This window comes from Bradyrhizobium sp. CCGB20 (assembly GCF_024199855.1).
Classification (GTDB): domain Bacteria; phylum Pseudomonadota; class Alphaproteobacteria; order Rhizobiales; family Xanthobacteraceae; genus Bradyrhizobium.
Genome location: NZ_JANADN010000001.1, coordinates 2,245,489 through 2,268,335, shown reverse-complemented (window position 1 = coordinate 2,268,335; position 22,847 = coordinate 2,245,489). Strand labels below are relative to the sequence as shown.

The 22,847-nt window shown below is 65.8% G+C and carries 22 protein-coding genes; 11 read left to right on the top strand and 11 right to left on the bottom strand.

Annotated features, from left to right (window positions below; translation table 11 throughout):
• Positions 1–5: 5 nt before the first annotated feature.
• The 3 genes from NLM15_RS10340 (at position 6) to NLM15_RS10330 (ending at position 5,363) form a co-directional block, all read left to right on the top strand.
• Positions 6–2,069, top strand: a complete 2,064-nt coding sequence (locus tag NLM15_RS10340) for a hypothetical protein (RefSeq protein WP_254116853.1) — start codon at positions 6–8, stop codon at positions 2,067–2,069.
• A 374-nt stretch (positions 2,070–2,443) separates the two neighbouring features.
• Positions 2,444–2,848 (top strand): DUF2946 domain-containing protein, encoded by a 405-nt coding sequence (locus NLM15_RS10335; protein WP_254116852.1) that lies wholly within the window; start codon positions 2,444–2,446, stop codon positions 2,846–2,848.
• Positions 2,849–2,996: 148 nt separating this feature from the next.
• Positions 2,997–5,363 carry a TonB-dependent receptor gene (locus NLM15_RS10330; RefSeq protein ID WP_254116851.1) on the top strand — a complete coding sequence of 789 codons (2,367 nt, stop codon included), beginning with the start codon at positions 2,997–2,999 and terminating at the stop codon, positions 5,361–5,363.
• 117 nt (positions 5,364–5,480) lie between these two features.
• On the opposite strand, the gene NLM15_RS10325 is transcribed toward NLM15_RS10330, so the two are convergent.
• The 4 genes from NLM15_RS10325 to NLM15_RS10310 all read right to left on the bottom strand — a co-directional run bounded on the left by NLM15_RS10325 (position 5,481) and on the right by NLM15_RS10310 (position 8,064).
• Positions 5,481–5,732, bottom strand: a complete 252-nt coding sequence (locus NLM15_RS10325; protein WP_254116850.1) for a hypothetical protein — start codon at positions 5,730–5,732, stop codon at positions 5,481–5,483.
• 108 nt (positions 5,733–5,840) lie between these two features.
• Positions 5,841–6,320 carry a GNAT family N-acetyltransferase gene (locus NLM15_RS10320; RefSeq protein ID WP_254116849.1) on the bottom strand — a complete coding sequence of 160 codons (480 nt, stop codon included), beginning with the start codon at positions 6,318–6,320 and terminating at the stop codon, positions 5,841–5,843.
• A 29-nt stretch (positions 6,321–6,349) separates the two neighbouring features.
• On the bottom strand, positions 6,350–6,868 hold the full coding sequence (locus NLM15_RS10315) for a GNAT family N-acetyltransferase (protein WP_254116848.1): 519 nt from the start codon (positions 6,866–6,868) through the stop codon (positions 6,350–6,352).
• A gap of 59 nt (positions 6,869–6,927) precedes the next feature.
• Complete coding sequence (locus NLM15_RS10310) at positions 6,928–8,064, bottom strand: hypothetical protein (protein WP_254116847.1); 1,137 nt, start codon at positions 8,062–8,064, stop codon at positions 6,928–6,930.
• A 143-nt stretch (positions 8,065–8,207) separates the two neighbouring features.
• Between NLM15_RS10310 and NLM15_RS10305 the strand changes: the two genes are divergently transcribed.
• Complete coding sequence (locus NLM15_RS10305) at positions 8,208–8,990, top strand: glycosyltransferase family 2 protein (protein WP_254124202.1); 783 nt, start codon at positions 8,208–8,210, stop codon at positions 8,988–8,990.
• Between the two features lie 64 nt (positions 8,991–9,054).
• A complete protein-coding gene (locus tag NLM15_RS10300; protein WP_254116846.1) occupies positions 9,055–9,432 on the top strand; it encodes a DUF2304 domain-containing protein in 378 nt (125 codons plus the stop codon).
• On the opposite strand, the gene NLM15_RS10295 is transcribed toward NLM15_RS10300, so the two are convergent.
• Positions 9,417–9,923, bottom strand: coding sequence for an NUDIX domain-containing protein (locus NLM15_RS10295; protein ID WP_254116845.1), 507 nt, complete (start codon positions 9,921–9,923; stop codon positions 9,417–9,419). The two genes, NLM15_RS10300 and NLM15_RS10295, sit on opposite strands and share 16 nt — an antisense overlap.
• A gap of 131 nt (positions 9,924–10,054) precedes the next feature.
• On the opposite strand from NLM15_RS10295, the gene NLM15_RS10290 reads away from it, so the two are divergent.
• Positions 10,055–10,936, top strand: coding sequence for a metallophosphoesterase (locus NLM15_RS10290; RefSeq protein ID WP_254124201.1), 882 nt, complete (start codon positions 10,055–10,057; stop codon positions 10,934–10,936).
• Between the two features lie 19 nt (positions 10,937–10,955).
• On the opposite strand, the gene NLM15_RS10285 is transcribed toward NLM15_RS10290, so the two are convergent.
• From NLM15_RS10285 to NLM15_RS10275, 3 genes are all read right to left on the bottom strand, one after another.
• Positions 10,956–11,510 (bottom strand): hypothetical protein, encoded by a 555-nt coding sequence (locus NLM15_RS10285; RefSeq protein ID WP_254116844.1) that lies wholly within the window; start codon positions 11,508–11,510, stop codon positions 10,956–10,958.
• 195 nt (positions 11,511–11,705) lie between these two features.
• Positions 11,706–11,912, bottom strand: coding sequence for a hypothetical protein (locus tag NLM15_RS10280; RefSeq protein ID WP_254116843.1), 207 nt, complete (start codon positions 11,910–11,912; stop codon positions 11,706–11,708).
• A gap of 27 nt (positions 11,913–11,939) precedes the next feature.
• Positions 11,940–13,571 carry an isocitrate lyase gene (locus tag NLM15_RS10275; protein ID WP_254116842.1) on the bottom strand — a complete coding sequence of 544 codons (1,632 nt, stop codon included), beginning with the start codon at positions 13,569–13,571 and terminating at the stop codon, positions 11,940–11,942.
• A 234-nt stretch (positions 13,572–13,805) separates the two neighbouring features.
• Between NLM15_RS10275 and NLM15_RS10270 the strand changes: the two genes are divergently transcribed.
• Entirely contained in the window at positions 13,806–15,251 is a 1,446-nt protein-coding gene (locus NLM15_RS10270; protein WP_254116841.1) for a short-chain fatty acyl-CoA regulator family protein, read from the top strand.
• A 158-nt stretch (positions 15,252–15,409) separates the two neighbouring features.
• Here NLM15_RS10270 and NLM15_RS10265 read toward each other — a convergent pair whose 3' ends face one another.
• Complete coding sequence (locus NLM15_RS10265) at positions 15,410–15,703, bottom strand: antibiotic biosynthesis monooxygenase (protein WP_014497428.1); 294 nt, start codon at positions 15,701–15,703, stop codon at positions 15,410–15,412.
• A 229-nt stretch (positions 15,704–15,932) separates the two neighbouring features.
• On the opposite strand from NLM15_RS10265, the gene NLM15_RS10260 reads away from it, so the two are divergent.
• Both NLM15_RS10260 and NLM15_RS10255 read left to right on the top strand, forming a co-directional pair.
• Positions 15,933–16,739: a hypothetical protein gene (locus tag NLM15_RS10260; RefSeq protein WP_254116840.1), complete on the top strand. Its 807-nt coding sequence runs from the start codon at positions 15,933–15,935 to the stop codon at positions 16,737–16,739.
• A gap of 175 nt (positions 16,740–16,914) precedes the next feature.
• The gene (locus tag NLM15_RS10255; RefSeq protein ID WP_254116839.1) at positions 16,915–17,259 is read left to right on the top strand and encodes a hypothetical protein; all 345 of its coding nucleotides are present in this window, start codon (positions 16,915–16,917) and stop codon (positions 17,257–17,259) included.
• A gap of 190 nt (positions 17,260–17,449) precedes the next feature.
• On the opposite strand, the gene NLM15_RS10250 is transcribed toward NLM15_RS10255, so the two are convergent.
• Both NLM15_RS10250 and htpX read right to left on the bottom strand, forming a co-directional pair.
• The gene (locus NLM15_RS10250; RefSeq protein ID WP_254116838.1) at positions 17,450–18,091 is read right to left on the bottom strand and encodes a tetratricopeptide repeat protein; all 642 of its coding nucleotides are present in this window, start codon (positions 18,089–18,091) and stop codon (positions 17,450–17,452) included.
• Between the two features lie 137 nt (positions 18,092–18,228).
• Positions 18,229–19,185, bottom strand: coding sequence for a zinc metalloprotease HtpX (gene htpX / locus NLM15_RS10245; RefSeq protein WP_254116837.1), 957 nt, complete (start codon positions 19,183–19,185; stop codon positions 18,229–18,231).
• Between the two features lie 285 nt (positions 19,186–19,470).
• Between htpX and NLM15_RS10240 the strand changes: the two genes are divergently transcribed.
• Positions 19,471–20,817 carry an HlyD family secretion protein gene (locus NLM15_RS10240; RefSeq protein ID WP_254116836.1) on the top strand — a complete coding sequence of 449 codons (1,347 nt, stop codon included), beginning with the start codon at positions 19,471–19,473 and terminating at the stop codon, positions 20,815–20,817.
• On the top strand, positions 20,817–22,754 hold the full coding sequence (locus NLM15_RS10235; protein ID WP_254116835.1) for a glycosyltransferase: 1,938 nt from the start codon (positions 20,817–20,819) through the stop codon (positions 22,752–22,754). The genes NLM15_RS10240 and NLM15_RS10235 overlap by 1 nt, the downstream gene beginning before the upstream one ends.
• Positions 22,755–22,847 lie beyond the last annotated feature (93 nt).

Below are 22,847 nucleotides of genomic sequence, written 5' to 3'. Positions count from 1 at the left end.
TCGACATGAATTACGGCATCGCTTTCACGCCGCTTGTTCCCGCGATCGTCCTGTGGCTCGCGCTGGCCGCGATCGTCGTCGTTGCGCTCGTGCTGCTGCTTGCGCGCGCGCGCGGCGCCGCCGTGCGCGTGGCCGCGCTGACACTGTTCCTGCTGGCGCTCGCCAATCCCTCGTTCACGCGCGAGGACCGCGATCCGCTCACCTCGGTCGCCGCCGTCGTCGTCGACAAGAGCCCGAGCCAGAATTTCGGCAACCGCAACAAGGAAGCCGCACAGGCGCAGGAAGCACTGGTCGACAGCCTGAAGAAGATCAAGGGCCTCGAGGTCCGCGTCGTCGACGCCGGACAGGCCGACGGCGAAACCGACGGCACGAAGCTGTTCGGCGCCCTCGCCTCCGCACTGTCGGACGTGCCAGTCGATCGCGTCGCCGGCGCATTCCTGATCACCGACGGCCGGGTCCACGACATTCCGGCCAACGCCGCCGGGCTCGGCTTCCAGGCGCCGGTGCAGGCGCTGATCACCGGACAGAAGGACGAGCGTGACCGCCGCATCGCGATCACGGCCGCGCCGCGCTTCGGCATCGTCGGGCAGAGCCAGACCATCACCTACCGCCTCGACGACCAGGGCGTCACCGGCGAACGCGCCAAGGTCACGATCCGCAGGGACGGCGAGGTCCTGAGCGAGCGCACGCTATCGAGCGGCCAGAGCGCAAGCGTCGACGTCGACATCAAGCATGCCGGCCCGAACATCGTCGAGATCGAGGCCTCGCCGCTCGAGCGCGAGCTGACGCCGGTGAATAACCGCGCGGTCGTCGCCATCGACGGCGTGCGCGACAAGCTGCGCGTGCTGCTGGTCTCTGGCGAGCCGCATTCCGGCGAGCGCACCTGGCGCAATTTGCTCAAGTCCGACGCCAGCGTCGATCTCGTGCACTTCACCATCCTGCGTCCGCCGGAGAAGCAGGACGGCACGCCGATCAACGAGCTGTCGTTGATCGCGTTTCCGACCCGCGAGCTGTTCCAGCAGAAGATCAACGAATTCCAGCTGATCATCTTCGACCGCTACGCCCGCCAGGGGGTGCTGCCGATCGCCTATTTCGACAACATCGCGCGCTACGTCCGCGCGGGCGGCGCGGTGCTGGTCTCGGCCGGCCCCGACTATGCCTCCAACACCAGCATCTGGCGCACGCCGCTGGATTCGGTGCTGCCGGCAGAGCCTGTCGGCGTGACCGAGAAGCCGTTCTATGCGCATCTGTCCGAGATCGGCAAACGCCATCCCGTCACGCGCGGCCTCGAAGGCTCCGCCTCCGAGCCGCCGCACTGGAGCCGCTTCTTCCGCACCGTCGACACCCGCAACGCCGTCAACCCGCCTGTCATGACCGGCGTCGACGGCAAGCCGCTGCTGTTCCTCTCGCGCTTCGGCGAGGGCCGCGTCGCGCTGCTGCTGTCCGACCACATCTGGCTGTGGGCGCGCGGCTATGAAGGCGGCGGTCCGCATCTCGACTTGCTGCGGCGGATGTCGCACTGGCTGATGAAGCAGCCGGACCTCGACGAAGAGGCGCTGCGCCTCCAGGTGCAGGGCAAGGACCTCGTGGTGGTGCGCCAGACCATGTCGGACAGCGTCCAGCCGGTCAGCGTGACGTCGCCGTCGGGCGTGTCGCAGGACCTGACGCTCAGTCCCGGCGATCCCGGCGAGTGGCGCGCCAGGCTGCCGGCGAGCGAGCTCGGCCTGTGGCAGGCCACCGACGGCACGCTGAAGGCGCTGATCAATGTCGGCCCGACCAATCCGAAGGAGTTTTCGGAAGTTACATCCACCACCGACACCCTGAAGCCGCTGACGCAGGCGACCGGCGGCAACGCCGTCCGCGTGGTCGACGGCAACAGCGTCGAGCTGCCGCGCATCGTGCCGGTGCGCTCGACGAGCGTCTTCGCCGGCGACGGCTGGATGGGCGTCAGGATGCGCGACGCCAGCGTGGTGAAGGGCGTCGGCGTGCTGCCGATCTTCGCCGGCCTGATCGGCCTGTTGCTGCTGCTCGGCGCGTTTGCAGCGACGTGGGTGCGCGAGGGGCGCTGACGATCAGCGCTCTCTCCGTTCCCGCCGCCCTGTGGAGGCGGAATATCGCATGTGAGCTTGGCGGGGTCTGAGCAAGCGCCTCGTCCTTCGAGACGACCGCTTCGCGGTCTCCTCAGGATGAGGCTGAGCGGCAGCTTTGCTTGTCCAAATTGCAGCCACGCACTCCGACCTCATCCTGAGGGCCCGCCGCAGGCGGGCGTCTCGAAGGATGGGCCACAGCAAGCTGCCTAGTTGCCGGAACGACACATCGGGTTGGCTGTCTGCGACAGCCAGTCGGACCACCGTTGACATCCGCTGAGCGATCGGGCGATGTTACATTATAACATCGCGGCATCAGGGGATTGGTGCCTCGCGATGTGGGGTGGCTTTTCCAGATGAAGTGGTTCCGGTCGAACATCAGGCACGGCGCCCGGCTCGCGTTGTTCGCGATGCTGGTGCAGCTCGCGCTGACATTCGGCCATAGCCATTGGTTCGCCCAGGCGGCTCCCCTCGCCCAGTCCTCGCTTCAGCAGATCGACAGCGGCAAGGGCGTTGCCTCAATCGACCGCGCCGCGGTCGAGAAGCAATCACCAGGGGTCCCCGACCGCGAGCAGCCGGGCGAGGACAATTGCGCGATCTGCGCCGTCGTCGCGATGGCGGGCACCGTGGTGTCCGCAACGCCACCTCTGCTGCTGCTGCCGCAGGCGATCGACCTGCTCTACCGCACCACTGATGCCGAATTCCTTCATCTGAAATCGGCCGGCACGGCGTTCCAGCCCCGCGCCCCTCCCGCGTCCTGACTTCCAACATTGCTTGATCATGCCCGGGCTCGCCGCCTTCAGGCGGCTGCCCGGGAGCAGTTGAAGTCGAATTCCGTCGCGCTGCGACGGCAGGCCGCCACCGATCAACAGCAAAGCCTTCGGACGGCGCCTGACTGGAATCAGGACCATGTCATTTGAATTGCGACGCGCGCAGCGTCTGGGTGGAGCAAGCCTGCTCCTGCTCGGCGCCGCCGCCACCTCGGCATTCGCCCAAGAACCTGCACAAGATAAGTCCTCGACCGAGATCCCGTCCGTCACCGTGACCGCCCCGAGCCCCATCGTGCGCAGGGTGGTGCCGACCCGCAGCCCGGTCCGCGTCGCGCGCTCCGGGCGATCGCGCAGCCAGCAGCGCACGGCAGAAGCCACGCCGGCCGCGCCGGCGACGGCCGCATCTCAACAGGGCGTGCTGCCTATTGTGACCAACCAGTTTGCCACCGTCACCGTGGTGCCGAACGAGGAGATCCGCCGCGAGGGCGGCGGCCAGCTCGGCGACCTCCTGTTCTCCAAGCCCGGTATCACCGGCTCGAGCTTTGCGCCCGGCGCCTCCAGCCGGCCGATCATCCGCGGCCTCGACGTCAACCGCGTCGGCATCGTCGAGAACGGCACCAATGCGAACGGCGCTTCCGACCTCGGCGAGGATCATTTCGTCCCGATCGATCCGCTCGCGACCAACCAGATCGAGGTGGTGCGCGGGCCGGCGGCCTTGCGCTACGGCTCGACCTCGATCGGCGGCGTCGTCAGCGCCACCAACAACCGGATTCCGGATGCGCTGCCGTCCTGCGCGCCATCGTTCCAGACTTACGGCCTGCCGACCAAGGCGCCGCTTGCAGCGGCCGCAACATCGCCTTGCGTCACCGCCGAAACACGCACCGCGTTCAGCTCGGTCGATCGCGGTGTCGAGAGCGGCGTGCTGCTCGATACCGGCGGCGGCAATTTTGCGTTCCATGCCGACGCCTATGGCCGCACGACGTCGGACTATGCGATCCCCGGCTATCCCTATCTGAACGACCCGTCGCGGCCCGTGAACGGCCGCCAGCCCAACTCGGCGACGCGCTCGGACGGCGCCTCGATCGGCGGCTCCTACTTCTTCCAGGGCGGCTATATCGGCGCGTCGATCACGCAGAACGACTCGCTCTACCACATCCCCGGCATCGACGGCGCCGACCACAACACGCGGATCGACGGCCACCAGACCAAGATCAACGTCAAGGGCGAGTACCACCCCGACGCGGCCGCGATCGATGCGGTCCGCTTCTGGGCCGGCGCGACCGACTACCGGCACAACGAGATCGGCCTCGCCGATCCCGCCGATCTCAACAGCGACGGCATCAGGCAGACCTTCACCAACAAGGAGCAGGAGATCCGCACCGAGGTGCAGCTGATGCCGTTCAACGCGCGCTTTGCCGAAGTGACGACGGCGCTGGGCTTCCAGGTCGGGCATCAGGAGCTGACGGCGCCAAGCCCGGACAATCCCGGCACGCTGTTCAACGGATTGTGGGACCCGAACAACAACACGCGCGTTGCCGGTTACGCCTTCAATGAATTCAAGTTCACGGAGGCGACGCGGGCGCAGATCGCCGGCCGCATCGAGCATGTCGAGCTGCACGGCACGACGCCGAACTTCCCGGCGGATTACCTGCCCGACGGCACGCCGCAGGTGGGCATTGCGCGCAATCCGTCCTTCACGCCGAAGAGCGGCAGCATCGGCCTGTTGCAGGACCTGCCGGGCGGCATGGTCGGCAGCATCACCGCGCAATATGTCGAGCGCGCGCCGAAGGCGGCCGAGCTGTTTTCCCGCGGCGCCCATGACGCGACCGCGACGTTCGACATCGGCAATCCGAACCTCACCATCGAGACCGCGAAGTCGGTCGAGGTCGGCGTGCGCAAGGCGACGGGGCCGTTCCGCTTCGAGGCGACCGTCTACTACACGCACTTCGACAACTTCATCTATCGTCGCCTCACCGGCGTGATGTGCGACGACGATTTTGCGTCCTGCGGCACGCCGGGCGCCGAGTTGAACCAGGCGGTCTACTCGCAACGCAATGCGAATTTCCGCGGCGGCGAATTCCAGTCGCAGCTCGATGTGGGGGCATTCCGGGGCGGCATCTGGGGCATCGAGAACCAGCTCGACTTCGTCCGCGCCACCTTCACCGACGGCACCAACGTGCCGCGCATTCCACCGTTGCGGATGGGAGGCGGCGTGTTCTGGCGCGACGACAACTGGCTGATGCGTGTCAATCTGCTGCACGCCTTCGCACAGAACGACGTCGCCGTGATCGCGGAGACGCCGACGGCGGGCTATAATTTGTTGAAGGCCGAGGTCAGCTACAAGACCAAGCTCGACCGCAACTGGTTCGGCGCGCGCGAGATGATGGCCGGCATCGTCGGCAACAATCTCCTCAACGCGAACATCCGCAACTCGGTGTCCTACACCAAGGACGAGGTCCTGATGCCAGGCATCGGCGTCAGGGCGTTCGCCAATTTCAAGTTCTAGACTTGAAGTTCCAGCTTTGGCTGCAGTCGGGGCCCAAGGGCCCCGACATACGTCGCGCAGGTGCCGTTGCGACCGACGCGTCTTCGGCGCGACGGGGCGCCAGCGTGTCGAAGCCGCTCAGGCCGCGCGTGCGGACGAATGTTCCGACCGCTGCTCCAGCATCGCGGTCGAGGCGCGCAGATTGTCCAGCCGGGCCCGCAGCGTCAAAGCAAGCATGGGATAGGTTTCGCTGCCGGGGTCGGCATTTCCGGCCTTGCGTTCCTCGTCCCGGATATCGGCCTCGAGCATCTGGATACGCCAGCGCAGGTCGGAGATGAGCGCATGGAGGTGAAGGGACGCAGCTGCGTCGGAACGGAACGTCGGTTGCATGTTATCGCCTCAATCTGGGACAGACCCAATTGCGGGGCTGCGGTTTCTTGCAGGCTCAGCAAATGGGATGCCAGGATCAGCTCGCGACGTTGGGGAAATTCTCGCGTCTTACGGGGCTCCCAGCCGCTTCTCGAAGCGCCATTGGTCTTTGGGGAAAGGCCCGTTCGACGTCTCCGAAAACATCACGAACCTGCCGGCGTTGCGCCAGCCGCTCTTTTCGTAGAACCGCACAGCGCGCGCATTGCCGACCGCACATGCGAGCCACGCCAGCTCCACACCGCGCGCGGCGAGCCGGGCCGCGGCGTCGGCGATCAGTGCAGCAGCCACACCCGCGCCGTGCGCCTCGAACGACACGAAGAGCTGGTACAATTCGTCGCCCCTGATGGCGCAGAAGCCCAAAGGCGTGCCGGCCGGGCCGACGACGCTGATGTTGGGAAGCATGGCCGCGAGCCGATCGCGAAAATTCGGGAGGGTGCGGAGGCGGACCAGCTCGGGCGGCGCAAGCGAGGCATGCGACCCATGCCAGGTGTCGTGCCACAGCCGCGCGAGATGATCGATCTCAGCGGCCTCAGCGGGACGCACCTGCATCGTCGAGACTCCATGAGAGAGCGTCGTAGCTACCCTGCCCGCGCCTTGCTCCAGTCCGGGCCGACCTGTCCCGATACGCCCTCGAAGGCGCCGTCGACGAGCTCGAACACCAGGACGCGCGCGGCGTCGACCGGGCCCGGCATGGTGACGCGGCCCTTGGCGACCGGCTTGAATCCGATGCGGCTGTAATAGGGCTCGTCGCCGACCAGCAGCACCAGGCGGTGACCTTTCTCCTTCGCGTCCTTCAGCGCGCGCTCCATCAGGAGACGGCCGATGCCGCGGTCGCGGAACGGCGGCTCGACGGTGAGCGGTCCGAGCAGCAACGCCTGCGTCTCGCCGACCAGGATTGGCAACTGCCGGACAGAGCCGACCAGGAGCGTGCCGATGCGGGCGGTGAAGGACAGTTCGAGCAGATGGTCGACGTGCTCACGGATGCGGTAGGCGCTGAGCACGAAGCGGCCGGGGCCGAAGGTGCGTTCGTGCAGCCGCTCGATCGCCTGGGCGTCGCCGGCAGCTTCAGGAAGGATGGTGAGCGAAAGATCGGTCATGGCAGCATGCGTCTTCGAGCGAATTGGGCCCCGGTTCGCGTCAGGAAAACGCGTCAATGTCAGACGCGGGATAACATCTCGGCGCGCCGCGGTCCATCGGGCTCGTGGGCGATAAACTCCCGTGCCGGGCCGCGGCTGAGGACGGCCGCGAACAGCAGCGTCCAGAGCGACAGCATCAGGGCCGGGATGACGTAATACTGCGTGAAGACCGGATGCGTGGCAAAGAACGCCAGATTCAGCGCGAGATTGCTTGCCACCAGCAACGCGAGTTTGCGGACGCCATCATCGCCAGCGAAGCGCCACAATAGCGCGGTCCCGACGCAGGCGATCACGATCAGCGGGAACTGGGTGTCGCGGAGATAGGCCAGCAGCACGGCGGGGTCGAGGCTCGGCGGCGCCGTATCCTGGCCGCCATAGGCCGAGACCAGCGGATGGCCCGAATTGACCAGGTTCGCCACAAACACCGGCAACAGCCCGACGAGGAACGAAAGGCCAAGCACGAGGCCCGACACGAACGTCTCGCGGTTACGCCAGATCAGGAACGACAATCCGAAGAACAGGAAATAGCCGGCCGACAGAACGACGTTCGCGATCCGGAAGCTCGCGGACAGGCCGAGCAGGACGCCGATGGCCGCGACCATCAGCACGCGGCGCCTCCCCTCGTCGACGAACAGCCGCGCGGTAAGCAGACCTGCGAGGGCGCAGACGACCATGGTCGGCGCCATCGAATAGCTCGCCTTGGTCGGATTGATCATGAAGTAGATCGAGAGCGCGCCGAACAATGCGCCTGATGTCAACGACAACGGCTCCCGCGCGCGCCACAGCCCGTACAGCGCAACGGCCGCGATGATGAAATTCGCCGCCATATAGAGCGGAATGACCTGGAACCCCTCCGGGAACAGCGCCAGCACGAAACCCGTGCCCGGCGGCGGCGTCATCACCCATTTGCTGCCGTCGGCAGTCTGGGTGTGGCAGGGTGCCCGCGTCGGTTCGTTCCAGTTCGGAAAATCGATGCTGCGCAGCTTGGCCGCGAGATAGCCGTCGGTTTCACGGGCGAGGCTGGTGTCGAGCCCTTGCCAGCCGAAGCGCTGGAACAGATGCGCCTGCCTGAGATAGCAGATGTCGTCATAGACGCCGCGGCTCTCGTTCCAATGCGAGATCAGCCTGATGTTGCTGGCCAGAATTGCCAGAAACACAATTGAAAAAAATACTTTAACAGCTCTGATCGGCATTCGCCGGGCCGCCCCCGCAGCTTGAAATGGCCCGCTGCCTGTACAGGAAAAGCCTCGGCAAGTATAGCAAAGGCGGGCAGTCAGGAGGTGAGGCAGACGTGGCCGATATGGGCTTGGGTACGGGTATAAATACGGACTTGGCTTCGGCCGACACGTACCGGGACGGTGCCGCCGCACCGCCGGCCGCTGCGGCACGGATCCTGCTCATCATTCCCTGCTTCAACGAGGAGGCCTCGGTCGGCGGTCTGCTGAGCGAGATCGCGGCAACCGGCTGCGGCTACCACACCCTGGTCGTCGACGACGGCTCGTCGGACGCGACGTCCGCGGTGGCAAGCCGCCGCTCGCCGGTCGCCCGCCTCGCGCAGAATCTCGGCATCGGCGGCGCCGTGCAGACCGGCATCAAATACGCGGCGCGTCAGGATTTCGATTTCTGCATCCAGATCGACGGCGACGGCCAGCATGATCCGCGCGCCATCGAGACGCTGCTGGACGCCCATCGCAAGGACCCGACCAACATCACCATCGGAAGCCGCTTCATCGACCATGCCGGCTTCTGCTCGACGCGGATGCGGCGCGCCGGCATCAGGATGATCGTGCTTGCGCTCAACGGTCTGTTCAGCGGCGGCGGCCGCATCACCGATCCGACCAGCGGCATGCGGCTGATGGATCGTTCCGCCATCGCCTTCTTCGCAAAAGCCTATCCGACGGATTTTCCGGAGCCGATCTCGCTGGCCTGGGCGATGCGCGCGGGACTGACGGTCAAAGAGGTTCCCGTGGAGATGCGGGCGCGGGAGACCGGCGCCAGCTCGATCGATGGATTGAAGTCGGCGAGCTACATGATCCGCGTCCTCGGCTATATCCTGCTCGCGCGTCTCGTGAGATCGCGATGACGCCGGCCAGCTCCCCACCGATTTGCACTCCCATCACAGCGCCAAACATTTTGAGGACGCAGCCGTGACAGATGCCCTTCCGAGTCCAGAGACGGTCGTCGTCATCTCGGCCTTTGCGCTGATCTACATGCTGGTGCTGCTGCGCAAGACGCTGCAGGGCAAGTTCGATCTCTATGACTTCCTGATGCTGTCGATGGTGGCGATCATCCCCGCGGGCTTCGCGCTGTTTCCGACGCTGGCCTACCTCGTCAGCCACCTGACCGGCGTCGTGTTTCCGTTCGTCGTGATGTTCGGCGCCCTGTTCCTGGTGGTGTTCGCCTTCATGCACAACATGACGGCGCGACTGCACCGGCTGGAGCGGCAGAACTGCGCGCTGATCCAGGAGCAGAGCCTGATGGCGCTGGAGATGAAGGCCAGGGAGAGCGGTCAGAGCGGTGGCTGAGTCCGCCAAGTCGCGTTCGGCGGCTTGCCATCAATCACTTCCGCGATTCTTTGCCGCGTCCCCTGCGTGGTCCCCTCGGGCAGCGCCGTGATCGCGAAGAATCCGCATTCGACGATCTCGTGGTTGGGCGCGGGCAGGCGATCCTGCCTGAACTGCCTGACGACGTAGACCGCGACGTGGTCGCGGCGGGAGACGTGGTTGTTGAGGAAGATACCGTGCAGAACGGCATCACCCGTGAGATCGATATCGCCCTCCTCCTTGAGCTCGCGCCGCATCGCCTGCTCCATGGTCTCGCCGAGGTCGACGCCGCCGCCGGGCAGATACCAGCCGGCGATGTAGCTGTGCCTGACCAGGAACACCCGGTTCTCGGAATCCAGCACCACGGCGCGGACGCCGAGAGTCATGCCGCGGACCAGCAGGAAATAGGCGTGGAAGATCCGCCGCAGCAGCGGCTCGAATTTCCGTCGGATACCGTTCAGACGATCCCCCATCAGGCTCCCAAGCAAACTCCCGAGAAAACTCCCAACAGGCCCCGGTCCGGGCCCCGCTTGCACAGTGCCCGCGACCTTGCCATTACAGCGGACGAATAGCGAGGCAATCGCGCGCCATGACTCACCACACGTTGGCTCCCTACACGCTCGCCCATCTGTCTGACCCGCATCTGCCGCCAATGCCGAAGCCGCGGCTGATCGAGCTCGCGGGCAAGCGCGCGCTCGGCTACGTCAACTGGACGCGCAACCGCCACAAGTACCAGCGCCGCGAGGTGCTCGACGCGCTGGTTGCCGATGTCCACGCGCAGACGCCCGACCACATCGCGGTCACGGGCGATCTCGTCAATCTGGCGCTGGAGGCGGAGTTCGCGCCGGCGCGCGCCTGGCTCGACGGCGTCGGTCCGCCCGACCGCGTCACCACCATTCCCGGCAATCACGACGCCTATGTGCGCGCCACCTCTCACCGCTTCGGCGAGACCTTTGCACCCTATCTTGCGGGCGACGACGGCCGCATCGGCTTTCCCGGCGTGCGCCGACGCGGGCCGCTCGCGCTGATCAGCCTGTCCACGGCGGTGCCGACCCTGCCGCTGATGGCGACGGGCACGCTCGGCCGCGATCAGCTCGCAGCCCTCGAAGCGGTCCTCGACCGCCTCGCAGCCGAGGACGTCTTCCGCGTGCTGCTGGTGCATCATCCTCTGAAGTCCGGCACGCGCCAGAAGCGGATGACCGACGCGGCCGCGCTGCTGGCACTGATCAGGCGCCACGGCGTCGAGCTGATCCTGCACGGGCACGACCACATTCATTCGACGATGTGGTTCGAGGGCCCCAACGGCAACATCCCCGCGATCGGCGTGCCGTCGGCCTCCGCGCTCGCCCACGGGCGCTACCCGGCGGCCGCCTATAACCTGTTCACGATCGAGAAGGACAATGCCGGCTGGCGTTGCGAGCAGACGGTGCGGGGCCTCGGGTCCGGATTTCAGATCCGGCAGATCAAGCAGGCACGGTTGATTTAGTTCACCAACGGAAAAACCGTCACCAGCTCCGCAGGGCCGCAACCACGGCGATGCCGAACAGCGCGGCGGCACCGAGCACGAACCCGAACACGAACGGCCATACCCGCGAACGGCGCGGCGGCGGGGCGACCTCGGGCTTCGGCTCGGGCAACACCACCATGGCATGCTCGCGCTCGATCATGCGGCGGGCGACGTAGTCCGTCACGGCTTCGACGATCACGGCGGTGTCGTGCGATTCGGCGAGCACGATGCGGCCGAAGCGGGTGTCCTGAACGAAGCGGTACTGCCGCTTGTCGCGCCCCATCATGATGTGCGCGACGACATCGATCCAGAGTCTCGGCGTATCGCCCTGGCTAATGCCGCGGTCGAACAGGTCGATCTGGTCGGGCACCTGCGCGAACAGGGGATCGAGCGCGTCGTTGAGGATCTCCAGCCGCGCCAGCTCCGCATCGCGCAAATCGACGACCACACCGGTCCGGTCGGCGGCCTCGATCCGTGCGCGCAGCAGAGCATCGCGCAGCCGCACCGGGCGCGGCTGGCTGGGCTGGGTCCCGCTGGTCTCGGGCTCTGACATTGTCGGCCTCGTCCTCACTTGCCGCCATTAACCTATCAGCAACCACACCCTCCGCAAAGGGTCCACAATTCCAGAGGCTTACGCCGCCCACAACCGGTTCGCCTGTGCCAAAAACAGACGATCCCACCCGGCTTGCGCCGGATGGGACCCTCCGTCCTTGGACGTCTTCTTAGATTTTAGGTCGGCAGCCGGGCGTCAGGCCGAGACCCGCGACGGCTCTTCCACGATCGAGAAGCGGACGCCGGCCTTGTGGCGGCTCTCTTCCGACACTTGCCTCCAGCAGTCCTCGGCTTCCTTGCGGGACTTGAAGGGGCCTTTGACCTGGGCAGAGCCTTCCACGAGCTTGTGGAAGTTCATCGAACCGAACTCGCCGCCGATCACCCAGAAATTGCTGTTGGTCATTGTCGCTCTCCTCTCAAGCGTTCTGCGTTAGCCGAACTGGTTCATCGTGTTGTGGGCGCCGCCCGCCTTCAGGGCGGCTTCGCCCGCGAAGTATTCCTTGTGGTCGTCGCCGATGTCGGAGCCGGCCATGTTCTGGTGCTTGGCGCAGGCGATGCCCTGACGGATCTCGGCGCGCTGCACGTTCTTGACGTAGCCGAGCATGCCCTGCTCGCCGAAATATTCCTTCGCCAGATTGTCGGTCGAGAGCGCAGCCGTGTGATAGGTCGGCAGCGTGATCAGGTGATGGAAGATGCCGGCGCGCTTGGCCGAATCCGCCTGGAAGGTGCGGATGCGCTCGTCGGCCTCGATGGCCAGCGGCGTATCGTCGTATTCCGGCTTCATCAGTTCGGCACGGTTGTACTGGCTGACGTCCTTGCCCGCTTCCTTCATCGCGTCGTAGACCTGCCAGCGGAAGTTGATGGTCCAGTTGAACGACGGCGAGTTGTTGTAGGCGAGCTTGGCGTTCGGGACGACCTTGCGGATGCGGTCGACCATCTTGGCGATCTGCTCGATATGCGGCTTCTCGGTCTCGATCCAGAGCAGGTCGGCACCGTTCTGCAGCGAGGTGATGCTGTCGAGCACGCAGCGGTCTTCGCCCGTTCCGGCGCGGAACTGGTAGAGGTTGCTGGGCAGGCGCTTCGGACGCATCATCTTGCCGTTGCGGTTGATGATGACGTCGCCGTTGCGGGCGTTCTCCGGCGTGACTTCCTCGCAATCGAGGAAGCTGTTGTACTGGTCGCCGATGTCGCCCGGCTTGTGGCTGACCGCGATCTGCTGCGTCAGGCCGGCGCCGAGCGAGTCGGTGCGGGTCACGACGACGCCGTCTTCGATGCCGAGCTCGAGGAACGCATGGCGGCAGGCGCGGATCTTCGCCAGGAACACCTCGTGCGGCACGGTGACCTTGCCGTCCTGATGACCGCACTGCTTCTCGTCCGAGACCTGGTTCTCGATCTGGAGCGCGCAGGCACCCGCCTCGATCATCTTCTTGGCGAGCAGATAGGTCGCCTCGGCATTGCCGAAGCCGGCGTCGATGTCGGCGATGACGGGCACGACATGGGTCTGGAAGTTGTCGATCTTCTCGATCAGCGACTTCTCCTTCGCCTTGTCGCCTTCCTTCCGGGCGGCGTCGAGCTGGCGGAAGATGTCGTTGAGCTCGCGCGAGTCGGCCTGACGCAGGAAGGTGTAGAGCTCTTCGATCAGCGCCGGCACCGAGGTCTTCTCGTGCATGGACTGGTCGGGCAGCGGTCCGAACTCGGAGCGCAGCGCCGCGATCATCCAGCCCGACAGGTAGAGGTAACGGCGATCGGTCTTGCCGCCGAAATGCTTCTTGACCGAGATCAGCTTCTGCTGGGCGATGAAGCCGTGCCAGCAGCCCAGCGACTGGGTGTACTTGGTGGGATCGGCGTCATAGGCCGCCATATCGGCACGCATCAGCGCCGCGGTGTAGCGGGCGATGTCGAGGCCCGTCTTGAAGCGGTTCTGGAGGCGCATGCGCGCGACGGCCTCGGCCGACACTCCGTTCCAGGTCGGCTGCTTCTCGAGGAGCGCCTGGGCCGCGTCGAGTTCGCTCTGGTACGACGCCGGACCCTGGAGGGTGATGCCACGGGGCTGATAATTCATCTGTTCGATCCTTTCGCTGATGACAAAGCGCGAAGCTTTCTCATCGACATTTTTGACAGTGCATTGCGAAATGCGTGTCATGAGCTAAACGCCAGAAAGGGAAGTTCGTACAGAGGGCTTGTCTTCGAATGGTGATGTCATGTAACATCGGAACATGTAATAGATGTTATTTTGTAAATTTTGTAAAAAATATAGGTCAGATATACTGACCTTGCCGCCTCTGGAGACCTGACAATGCCCGCTGAGTCCGGGAAGAAACTGTTCGTCGGCCCGCGCTTCCGGCGGATCCGGCAGCAATTGGGGCTGTCGCAGACCCAGATCGCCGAGGGGCTCGGGATCTCGCCGAGCTACGTCAATCTGATCGAGCGCAACCAGCGCCCGGTGACGGCGCAGATCCTGCTGCGGCTGGCCGAGACCTATGACCTCGATTTGCGCGACCTCGCCACCGCCGACGAAGACCGCTTCTTCGCCGAGCTGAACGAGATCTTCTCCGACCCGCTGTTCCGCCAGATCGACGTTCCCAAGCAGGAACTGCGCGACCTCGCCGAGCTCTGCCCCGGCGTCACCCATGCGCTGCAACGGCTCTATGCGGCCTATGCCGAGGCGCGCCAGGGCGAGACCCTGGCCGCGGCGCAGATGGCCGACCGCGACGTCGGCACGCGCTATGAGGCCAATCCGGTCGAGCGCGTGCGCGAGCTGATCGAGGCCAACCGCAACTATTTTCCGGAGCTGGAGCAGGCCGCGGAGACCCTTCGCGACGAGCTGAACGTGCCGGCCGAAGGACTCTATGCCGCGCTCGCCGCGCGCCTGCGCGAAAAACATTCGATCCAGACCCGCATCATGCCCGTCGACGTGATGCGCGAGACGCTCAGGCGTTTCGACCGCCATCGCCGCCAGCTCCTGATCTCGGAGCTGGTCGACCCGCCGGGCCGCGCCTTCCAGCTCGCCTTCCAGCTCGGCCTGGGTGAATGCGCGCAAGCCCTCGAGACCATCATCGGCCGTGCCGGCCCGCTCGACGACGCGCCGCGGCGGCTGTTCCGCATCACGCTCGGCAATTACTTTGCCGCGGCCGTGATGATGCCCTACCCGACATTCCTGGCGGCGGCAGAAGCGCTCAACTACGACATCCATGTGCTGGCGCAGCGCTTCAATTCCGGCTTCGAGCAGGTCTGCCATCGCCTCACCACCCTGCAACGGCCGAACGCGCGCGGCATTCCGTTCTTCCTCTTGCGCGTCGACAATGCCGGCAACGTCTCGAAACGCTTCTCCTCCGGCACGTTCCCGTTCTCGAAATTCGGCGGCACCTGTCCGTTGTGGAACGTGCACTCGACCTTCGACACGCCGGATCGCCTGCTCAAGCAGGTGATCGAGCTCTCCGACGGCACGCGTTATTTCTCGATCGCGCAGATGGTGCGCCGCCCCGTCGCCCCGCATCCGCTGCCGCAGCCGCGCTTCGCCATCGGCCTCGGCTGCGAGATCCGTCACGCCGCCCGCCTCGTCTACGCCTCCGGCATGGACCTGGAGAAAACGGAGGGCACACCGATCGGCGTCAACTGCCGCCTCTGCGAACGCGAAAACTGCGCCCAGCGCGCCGAGCCGCCGATCACGCGCACGCTGATCCTGGACGAGACGACGCGGCGGGTGTCGAGCTTCGCGTTCTCGAATGCGCGGGAGTTGTGAGACTCACCGCTGTCATGCCCCGCCTAGTGCGCAATTGCGCACGGGGGGCGGGGCATCCAGTACGCCGCGGCCCGTCGGCTCAATCACTGCTGTCACGGAGTACTGGATTGCCCGCCTTCGCGGGCAATGACAGCTGAATGATTGGCGACAGCCCGCCCTCACGCCAGCGTATGCACGATCACCGGCCCCGCAGCGGCACTCGCATGCCCTGCCAGCAGCGGCCCCAGATCCTTCTCGATCCAGGCGATCGCGCGCCGGTTCGCCTCCTCCGCCTGCTCGAACTTGTCGAAGATGGAGATCGCGGTGACCGTGTCGTCACCGGCATAGACGACGTAATAGGCGCGGAAACCGTCGACGTCGCTGATGATCGGAACGGCCCCGTCCTTGATGCGGCGCGCCAGCTCTTCCGCGCTCCCGCTCTTCGCCTTGGCCTGACGGATGGCGGCATACATGGCATCCTCCTACCGGCTGTCTGGACCTGCGGACCTGGTGCCCGCACCGCATGTTACGCCGAAGCGCACGGCCGATCCACGCTTGGTTAATCCCGCGCTAATCCGCCCCGGCGATCTGCAACCAACGATTAAGCACGCCTCAACATCGGTGCCTTAGTCTCGCCGCACTCACTTTTCGCAAACGGCGACGGCCTATTCTGCCGGGAGAAGTGACATCAGGGGGTTCATCATGCGCGTTGCGCTGCTGCTGACCGCGACCGTTATGGGCGCGCTCTTCGCCAATCCATCCATTGCCGGATCGCTCGACGCATCGGCCGGGGCCGCGCAGGCGCTGCCGTCGGGCTTCCAGAGCTACCGGGGCTACATGTTCGACCTGTCGGAGAATTCCGACCGCAAGGATGTCGACAAGCTCACCGAGAATCTGAAGAGCCAGATCGACGTCGTCGAATCCGCCGGCCTGTCGCCGCGCGTGCTGCGCTTCTTCCGCACCGTCCCGATCATCGCGAGCGAGCTGGCCTGCCTCGACGAAGGCGCCGCAACCGCCTGCTACGGCCGCGTCACCCCGAACGTCGAGCGCCCGGTGCCGCGGGCGCTGACGGTGTGGGACCATGCCACGCAGCGCTGGACCAATCCCAATGCCGTCGACCTCGCGGTCGATTCAGGCCTCGGCGTGATCATGCTGCGGCCGGACATGATGCGCTACGAGAAGGAGGCCGTGCTGCTGCACGAGCTGCTGCACGCCTATCACGCCCGGCTGTTGCCGGACGGCTACGCCAACAAGGGCGTGATCGGCTATTACGCCCTGGCCAAGTCCAAGGACCTGCTGCCCAAGGACTCCTATGCGATGAAGAATCCCATGGAATTCTTTGCCGTGACCGCCAGCATCTTCCTGGCCGGCAAGAGCGAATTCCACGACCCGAAGTCGCGCGACGCGCTCAAGGAGAAGATGCCGGACTATTACAAATATCTAGTCGGCGTGTTCGGCTTCGACCCCGACCCGGCACCGTCGAGCGGTCCCGTTGCCTCGCTGAAGTAAGGCAGGCGTAGCGCTCGAGCACCAGACCACCGCAAAAGCCGCGCGAAAATGCGCGGCTTTTTTGTTTTGGTAACCGGAAGCTGCGGATGACGCACTGCCGGGAATTGCCAAGGCGGGGCCCGATCTGCATAGTCCCGCCCGCATCGATACCCGTTTTCGAAGAGGATAGAACAACATGGCGGACGCCGACCTGGATGTCGTGATCCGGCAACTGGCCAGACAGCTGCATACGGGCCTTTTGACCCGCGCCAAGGAGCGGCGGGATCGCTTCAACGGCCTTGCGGCCAAGGCCAAGGGCAAGGAGACCGGCGACCGCTTCAAGATGATGGCCAAGGCCACGATGGAGCAGGCCACCGCTGCGGCCAAGCGGCTCCAGATGTCCGCCGACAACGTCGCCGACAGCTACGCCCGCGCCATGCGCCTCGCCGCCAGCGCGCCGGTCGCGGTGAAGGTGGAGAAGAAGGCGAAGCCTGAGAAGAAGGCCAAGGCGAAGAAGGCGAAAGCCAAGAAGGCGAAGTAGGCGCACTTTCTTCCTTCTCCCCTTGCGGGAGAAGGTGGCGCGAAGCGCCGGATGAGGGGTTGCTTCAGCAAATTCGCATGCGAGAGAGTCGCTCGCGGATAGATACCCCTCACCCGTCTCGCCGCTGCGCGGCGAGCCACCCTCTCCCACAAGGGGGAGAGGGTAAATCGGCGAATGCGGCTTTAGAATCTCACCTTCTCGGCGCGACAACATGGGTCGGCTCGGCACTGGCGAGCTCGGCGAGTTTTGCGCGCGCCGCATCGCGGGTGCGGTTGTCCTTGCCGACCGGCAGCGCAAGTGCGGCTTCGAAATCGGCGCGCGCGTCATCGGACTGGCCGCGGGCCAGGAATGCGAGGCCACGGTCGAGGCGGGCCTGTGCATCCGACGGGTCGAGGCGGACCGCCGTGTTGTAGCTCAGGATGGCGCGATCGAGATCGCCGGTGGCGGCGAGCGCCAGACCGCGCTGGTGATAGGGCGCGGCGCGCCTGGGATCATGCGCGATCGCCTCGTCGTAATCCTCGATGGCAAGCTCCAGGTCGCCGTTCTGCCGGCGCGCCTCCGCCCGGTCGCGATAGAGCGAGGCGCGATTGGGATTGAGATGGATGGCCTCGTCGAAATCGGCGATCGCCCGCCTGAAGTCGCCATGGCGTAGCGCGATCCGCCCACGCCCCTCATAGGCGAAAGCGATCAGCGATCCCCGCAGCGGCGAGAAGCCGATCACGGCCGAGCAGACGTCGGGCTCGTCCTCGTCCCCGCAATTGACGACCGTGTGCGTGGACAGGCCAATGAGCACGCCCAGGACGATCAGCAATGGTACCGCAGCTTTGGTCATCTTCGACCGTGGCAGGCAGAGGGCCGGCCACGCATCCCCTTTCGAAGGAACAGTCTCGCCGTGGTGTTAACACCGGCCGGGACCGTCCTGTGTGCGCCAGGTCACAAAGCCGGGCGCAATTTCCGGCCGGTTCCGCGTCAGCCCCAGGGACCAGGAGAAGGACCAGGAGAAGGACCTCGTGAGGACGAGCGGCCCCACGGGCTCCGCGGCGGATAGTTTTCGTTGGCGCCGAGCGACGGCGCCGCCTGCGCGCCGAGCTCGGCCGCGAGCTGCTGGAGCGCGGCGATGCGGTTCTGCGTCGAGGGATGGGTGGTGAAGAGATTGTCCACGCCGTGGCCCGACAGCGGATTGATGATGAACATGTGCGCGGTCGCGGGATTTCGTTCCGCCTCGAAGTTCGGCACCTGATGTGCGGCGCCTTCGATCTTCACCAGCGCCGAGGCCAGCCACATCGGCTGGCCAACGATGCGCGCACCGAGATTGTCCGCGGCGTATTCGCGCGTGCGGCTGATCGCCATTTGCACCAGCATGGCGCCGAGCGGCGCCAGGATCATCATCAGGATCGAGCCGACGATGCCCGGGCCGTTGTTGTTGCGATTGCCGCCGAAGAACATGCCGAACTGCGCCAGCATGGAGATCGCGCCCGCGAGAGTCGCGGTAATGGTCATCAGCAGCGTGTCGTGATTTTTGATATGGGCAAGTTCGTGCGCAATGACGCCGGCAAGCTCCTCGCGGCTGAGCTGGTGCATCAGGCCGGTGGTGACGGCGACGGCAGCATTCTGGGGATTGCGCCCCGTCGCGAACGCATTGGGCTGCGCCTCGTCCATCACGAACACGCGCGGCATCGGCAGGCCCGCGCGGCCCGCAAGCTCGGCCACGAGCCCGACCAGTTCCGGCGCGCTGGCGCGGTCGACCTGATGCGCGCCGTACATCGAAAGCACCGCGCGGTCGGAGTTCCAGTAGGTGAAGAGATTGGTGGCCGCGGCAATGACGAGCGCGATCATGGCGCCGGATGCACCGCCGATCAGATAGCCCACGCCCATGAACAGGGCGGTGAGGCCTGCGAGCAGCATTGCGGTACGAAGGTAGTTCATGGCCGTCTCCTGGAGCGGCCGCGGGCGAGCCTCCGGCCGGCCCCCTCGAAGTATGGATGCTGCCGGCCCCTGCAAGGGTTCGTGCGTCGCCGGGCCGCAGATGCGTGGGCCGCCACCAGCCTTTCCCCCGTCGCTAAACCTTGAGCGGGATTTGCGCAAAAACGCCTGCGGACGCTTAGCAACCTGGAAAGTGCAACGTCGGCAAAATGCACGGTAACCGGGCACGCTGCGCGGCCCTTGCGCATTGACCGGTTCCAGTTGGTTTTCCGTCAGCAAGGTGACGTCATGATGGACCGCTCGCGCGCCGCCTCCGTCGACCCCGCATCCGCTCCCGCGCCTCATGAGAGCAAGACCGACGCGAAAGGATTGCAGGAGGCGCTGCACGAGCAGCTCTTCGCCAACGACGAGCCCAGCCACGCGCCCGAGCCGCAGGCAGCGTCGGAGTCAGGGCGGCGCTGGCTGCATCTGCGGCGCGGCGCCAAGGTCGCCATCGGGCTTGCCATCATTGCCGTGTTCGGCTGGCTGCCGCTGCGCGCGATCTGGGAGAATTCGAGCGTCGAGGCGGTGCTGAATTCTCGCCTCGTTACCCTGCGCACGCCGATCGGCGGCCGCGTCGCAGCCGCCCAGCGCGTGGCCGACCAGGCCAAGCTCGAGGCCGGAACCGTGGTCCTGCGCGTCGTGAATTCGCGCGGCGATCGCACGCGGCTCGACGATCTGCGGCGGCAGAAGTCGCGCCTGGAGAATGAGCGGCCGAGCCTTGCCGCAAAACTTGCCGCGGCCCAGGCGGCACAAAAGGATCTGGCCCGGCAAGCCACGCAGTTCCGCGAGGGGCGCGTGCTCCAGCTCGAGGCGCGCATCGCCGAGATCCAGACCTCGATCGAAGCGGCAGGAGCACGGCGGGAAGAGGCCAGCGCCGCCGTCGAGCGCGCCTCCTCGCTGGCGAAATCCGGCAACGTCTCGACCGTCGAGCTGGCGCGACTGACGCGCGAGCTTTCGGTGTCACAGCAGACCGAGCTCGGCGCGCGCAAGCGCCTGGACGCCGCCAAGGTCGAGCTTGCCGCGGCACAGAACGGCTCCTTCCTCGGCGACAGCTATAACGACCGGCCAAGCTCGGTGCAGCGCGAGGAGGAGATGCGCCAGCGCGCCGGCGACCTCGAGGCCGATCTTGCACGCACCGACACTGAGATCGCCTGGCTCGCCAACGAGATCATCATCGAGGAGGTCCGCTTCGCCGATCTCTCCGAAGCCAACATCACGACACCGGTCGCGGGCCGCGTCTGGGAGATGATGACCTCACCGGGCGAGGACGTGCAGGCCGGCCAGCCGCTGCTCAAGGTGCTCGATTGCAGCGGCGCGGTCATCACCGCCAACGTCACCGAGAGCGTCTACAACCGCTTGCAGCTCGGCGACCGCGCCAGCTTCGAACCCAATGACGGCGGCGCGCCGATCTCCGGCACCGTGGTCAATTTGACCGGCGCCGCCGGCGCGCCCGCCAATCTCGCCATCAATCCGGATGCGCTGAGCAAGGAGCCCTATCGCGTGACGGTGGCGCCTCGCGATGCCGCGTCCCACGCCTGCACCGTGGGGCGCACCGGCCGCGTGGTATTCAACCGGCACGAGACCGCGTTGTGATGATGGCATTGTCGCCCGGCCTCATCACGCTCGGCGCGTTCATGGCGATCGTGCCGCTGCTGAAGCGCGACAGCACGATGGCGCGTTCGTTCCTGGCCGTCGTGTCACTGGTTTTCCTGCTTCGCTATCTCCATTGGCGTGTTACCGCAACGCTACCACCGCTGCACCTTACGGCCGATGCGGTGATCGGCTATCCCTTCATGCTGCTGGAAGCGGCCTCGCTCGTCGCGGTCGCGCTGTCGCTGCTGTTCCTGAGCCGGACCATCGACCGCACCAAGGCGGCCCGGATCGACGGCCGCGCCACCGATCCGCACGCGCCGCTGATCGATGTCTTCATCTGCACCTACAACGAGGAGCGGTCGATCCTCGAGCGCACTATCATCGGCGCGACCGGCATGGCGTACGGCAAATACCGCGTCTGGGTGCTGGACGACGGCCGGCGGCCATGGCTGCGGCGCCTTTCGAGCGAGCTCGGCTGCCATTATCTGACGCGGCCCGACAACCACCACGCCAAGGCCGGCAACATCAACCACGCGCTCAAACACGTCGGCACGCTTCCGGAGCAGCCGGACTTCGTCGCCATTCTCGACGCAGACTTCGTGCCGCGGCCCGATTTCCTCGCGCGCACCATCTCGCTCATGGACGATGCTTCGGTCGGCGTGGTGCAGACACCGCAGCACTTCATCAATCCCGATCCGATCCAGACCAATCTCGCCGCGACCGACGTCTGGCCCGACGAGCAGCGCTTCTTCTTCGATATCCTGATGCCGGCAAAGGACGCCTGGGGCGTCGCCTTCTGCTGCGGCACCTCCTCCCTCATTCGTTATTCCGGGCTGATGCGGATCGGCGGCTTTCCGACCGATTCCGTGACGGAGGACTATCTCGTCACGCTGCGCCTGAAGGAATACGGCCTCACCACGATCTATCTCAACGAGCGATTGACGATCGGGCTCGCACCGGAGGGGCTGAAGGAATACATCACCCAGCGCGCCCGCTGGTGCCTCGGTTTCATGCAGATCATCCGCGGCCGCAGCGGTCCGTTCTCGCGGGAATCGAAACTCGCCTTCATCGACCGGCTCTCGCTGGTCGATGCCTTCATGAGCTGGTCTGCGGTTTACACCTCGAAGGTGGCAGGCCTCGTGGTGCCCTGGCTGTTCCTGCTGTTCGGCATCAAGGCGGTGCAGGCGGACCTCACCGAGCTGTTGCGCTTCTTCCTGCCCTTCTATGTCTGGCACGGTCTCAGCATGGCCTGGCTGTCGCGCGGCCGTTCGCTCGCGATGATGACGGACGTCTCGCAACTGATCGCCGCGCCCGCCGTGCTCAAGGCGGTGGCAGCCGGCCTGTTGAGGCCGAAGGGGCACAAATTCAAGGTCACCGCGAAAGGCGGCGATCGCGACAGGCGTTTCGTCGAATGGCCGCTGCTGCGGCTCTATGGCAGTGCCCTCGTCATCACGCTCGCGGCCGTCGCCTATGCCTTCATCCTGCATTTGCGCGGCGAGAACATCGCCTATGGCGGACTGGCTCTGGCCTGGAGCCTCTACAACGCGTTCATCCTCGCCGTGGTCTGCTTCGTCTGCATCGAGCAGCCGCGCAAGCGCAAGGCGGAGCGCTTCGATCGCAATGAGCCGGTGCTGCTGCGCCAGGACGGCAGGTCGCATCTCGCGCGGCTCGCCGATATCTCGATTACCGGCGCCCGGCTGATCGATCCCGATCCGCCGCGCCCCGGCAGCACGATCGAATGCCGCATCTATGGCCGCGCGATCGCGGCGATCGTGGTGCGGCGGACCATCGATGGATTTGCGGTGCGGTTCGAGGAAGGCATGGACACGCGCGTGCATGCCATCCGGGCGTTCTATGCCGGCGAATATGTGCGCGCCTATCGCGGCGTCAGGGCGCTCCCGGTCGGCAAAGCGCTGCTGATGCGGCTGTTCGGGTGAGCCGCGCGACGTCGATCGGCTCGCATTCCGTGCGCCGGCATGGCATGGAAAGGATGGCCTGAGGCCGTCACTTCACCTAGACTTCAGGCGAAT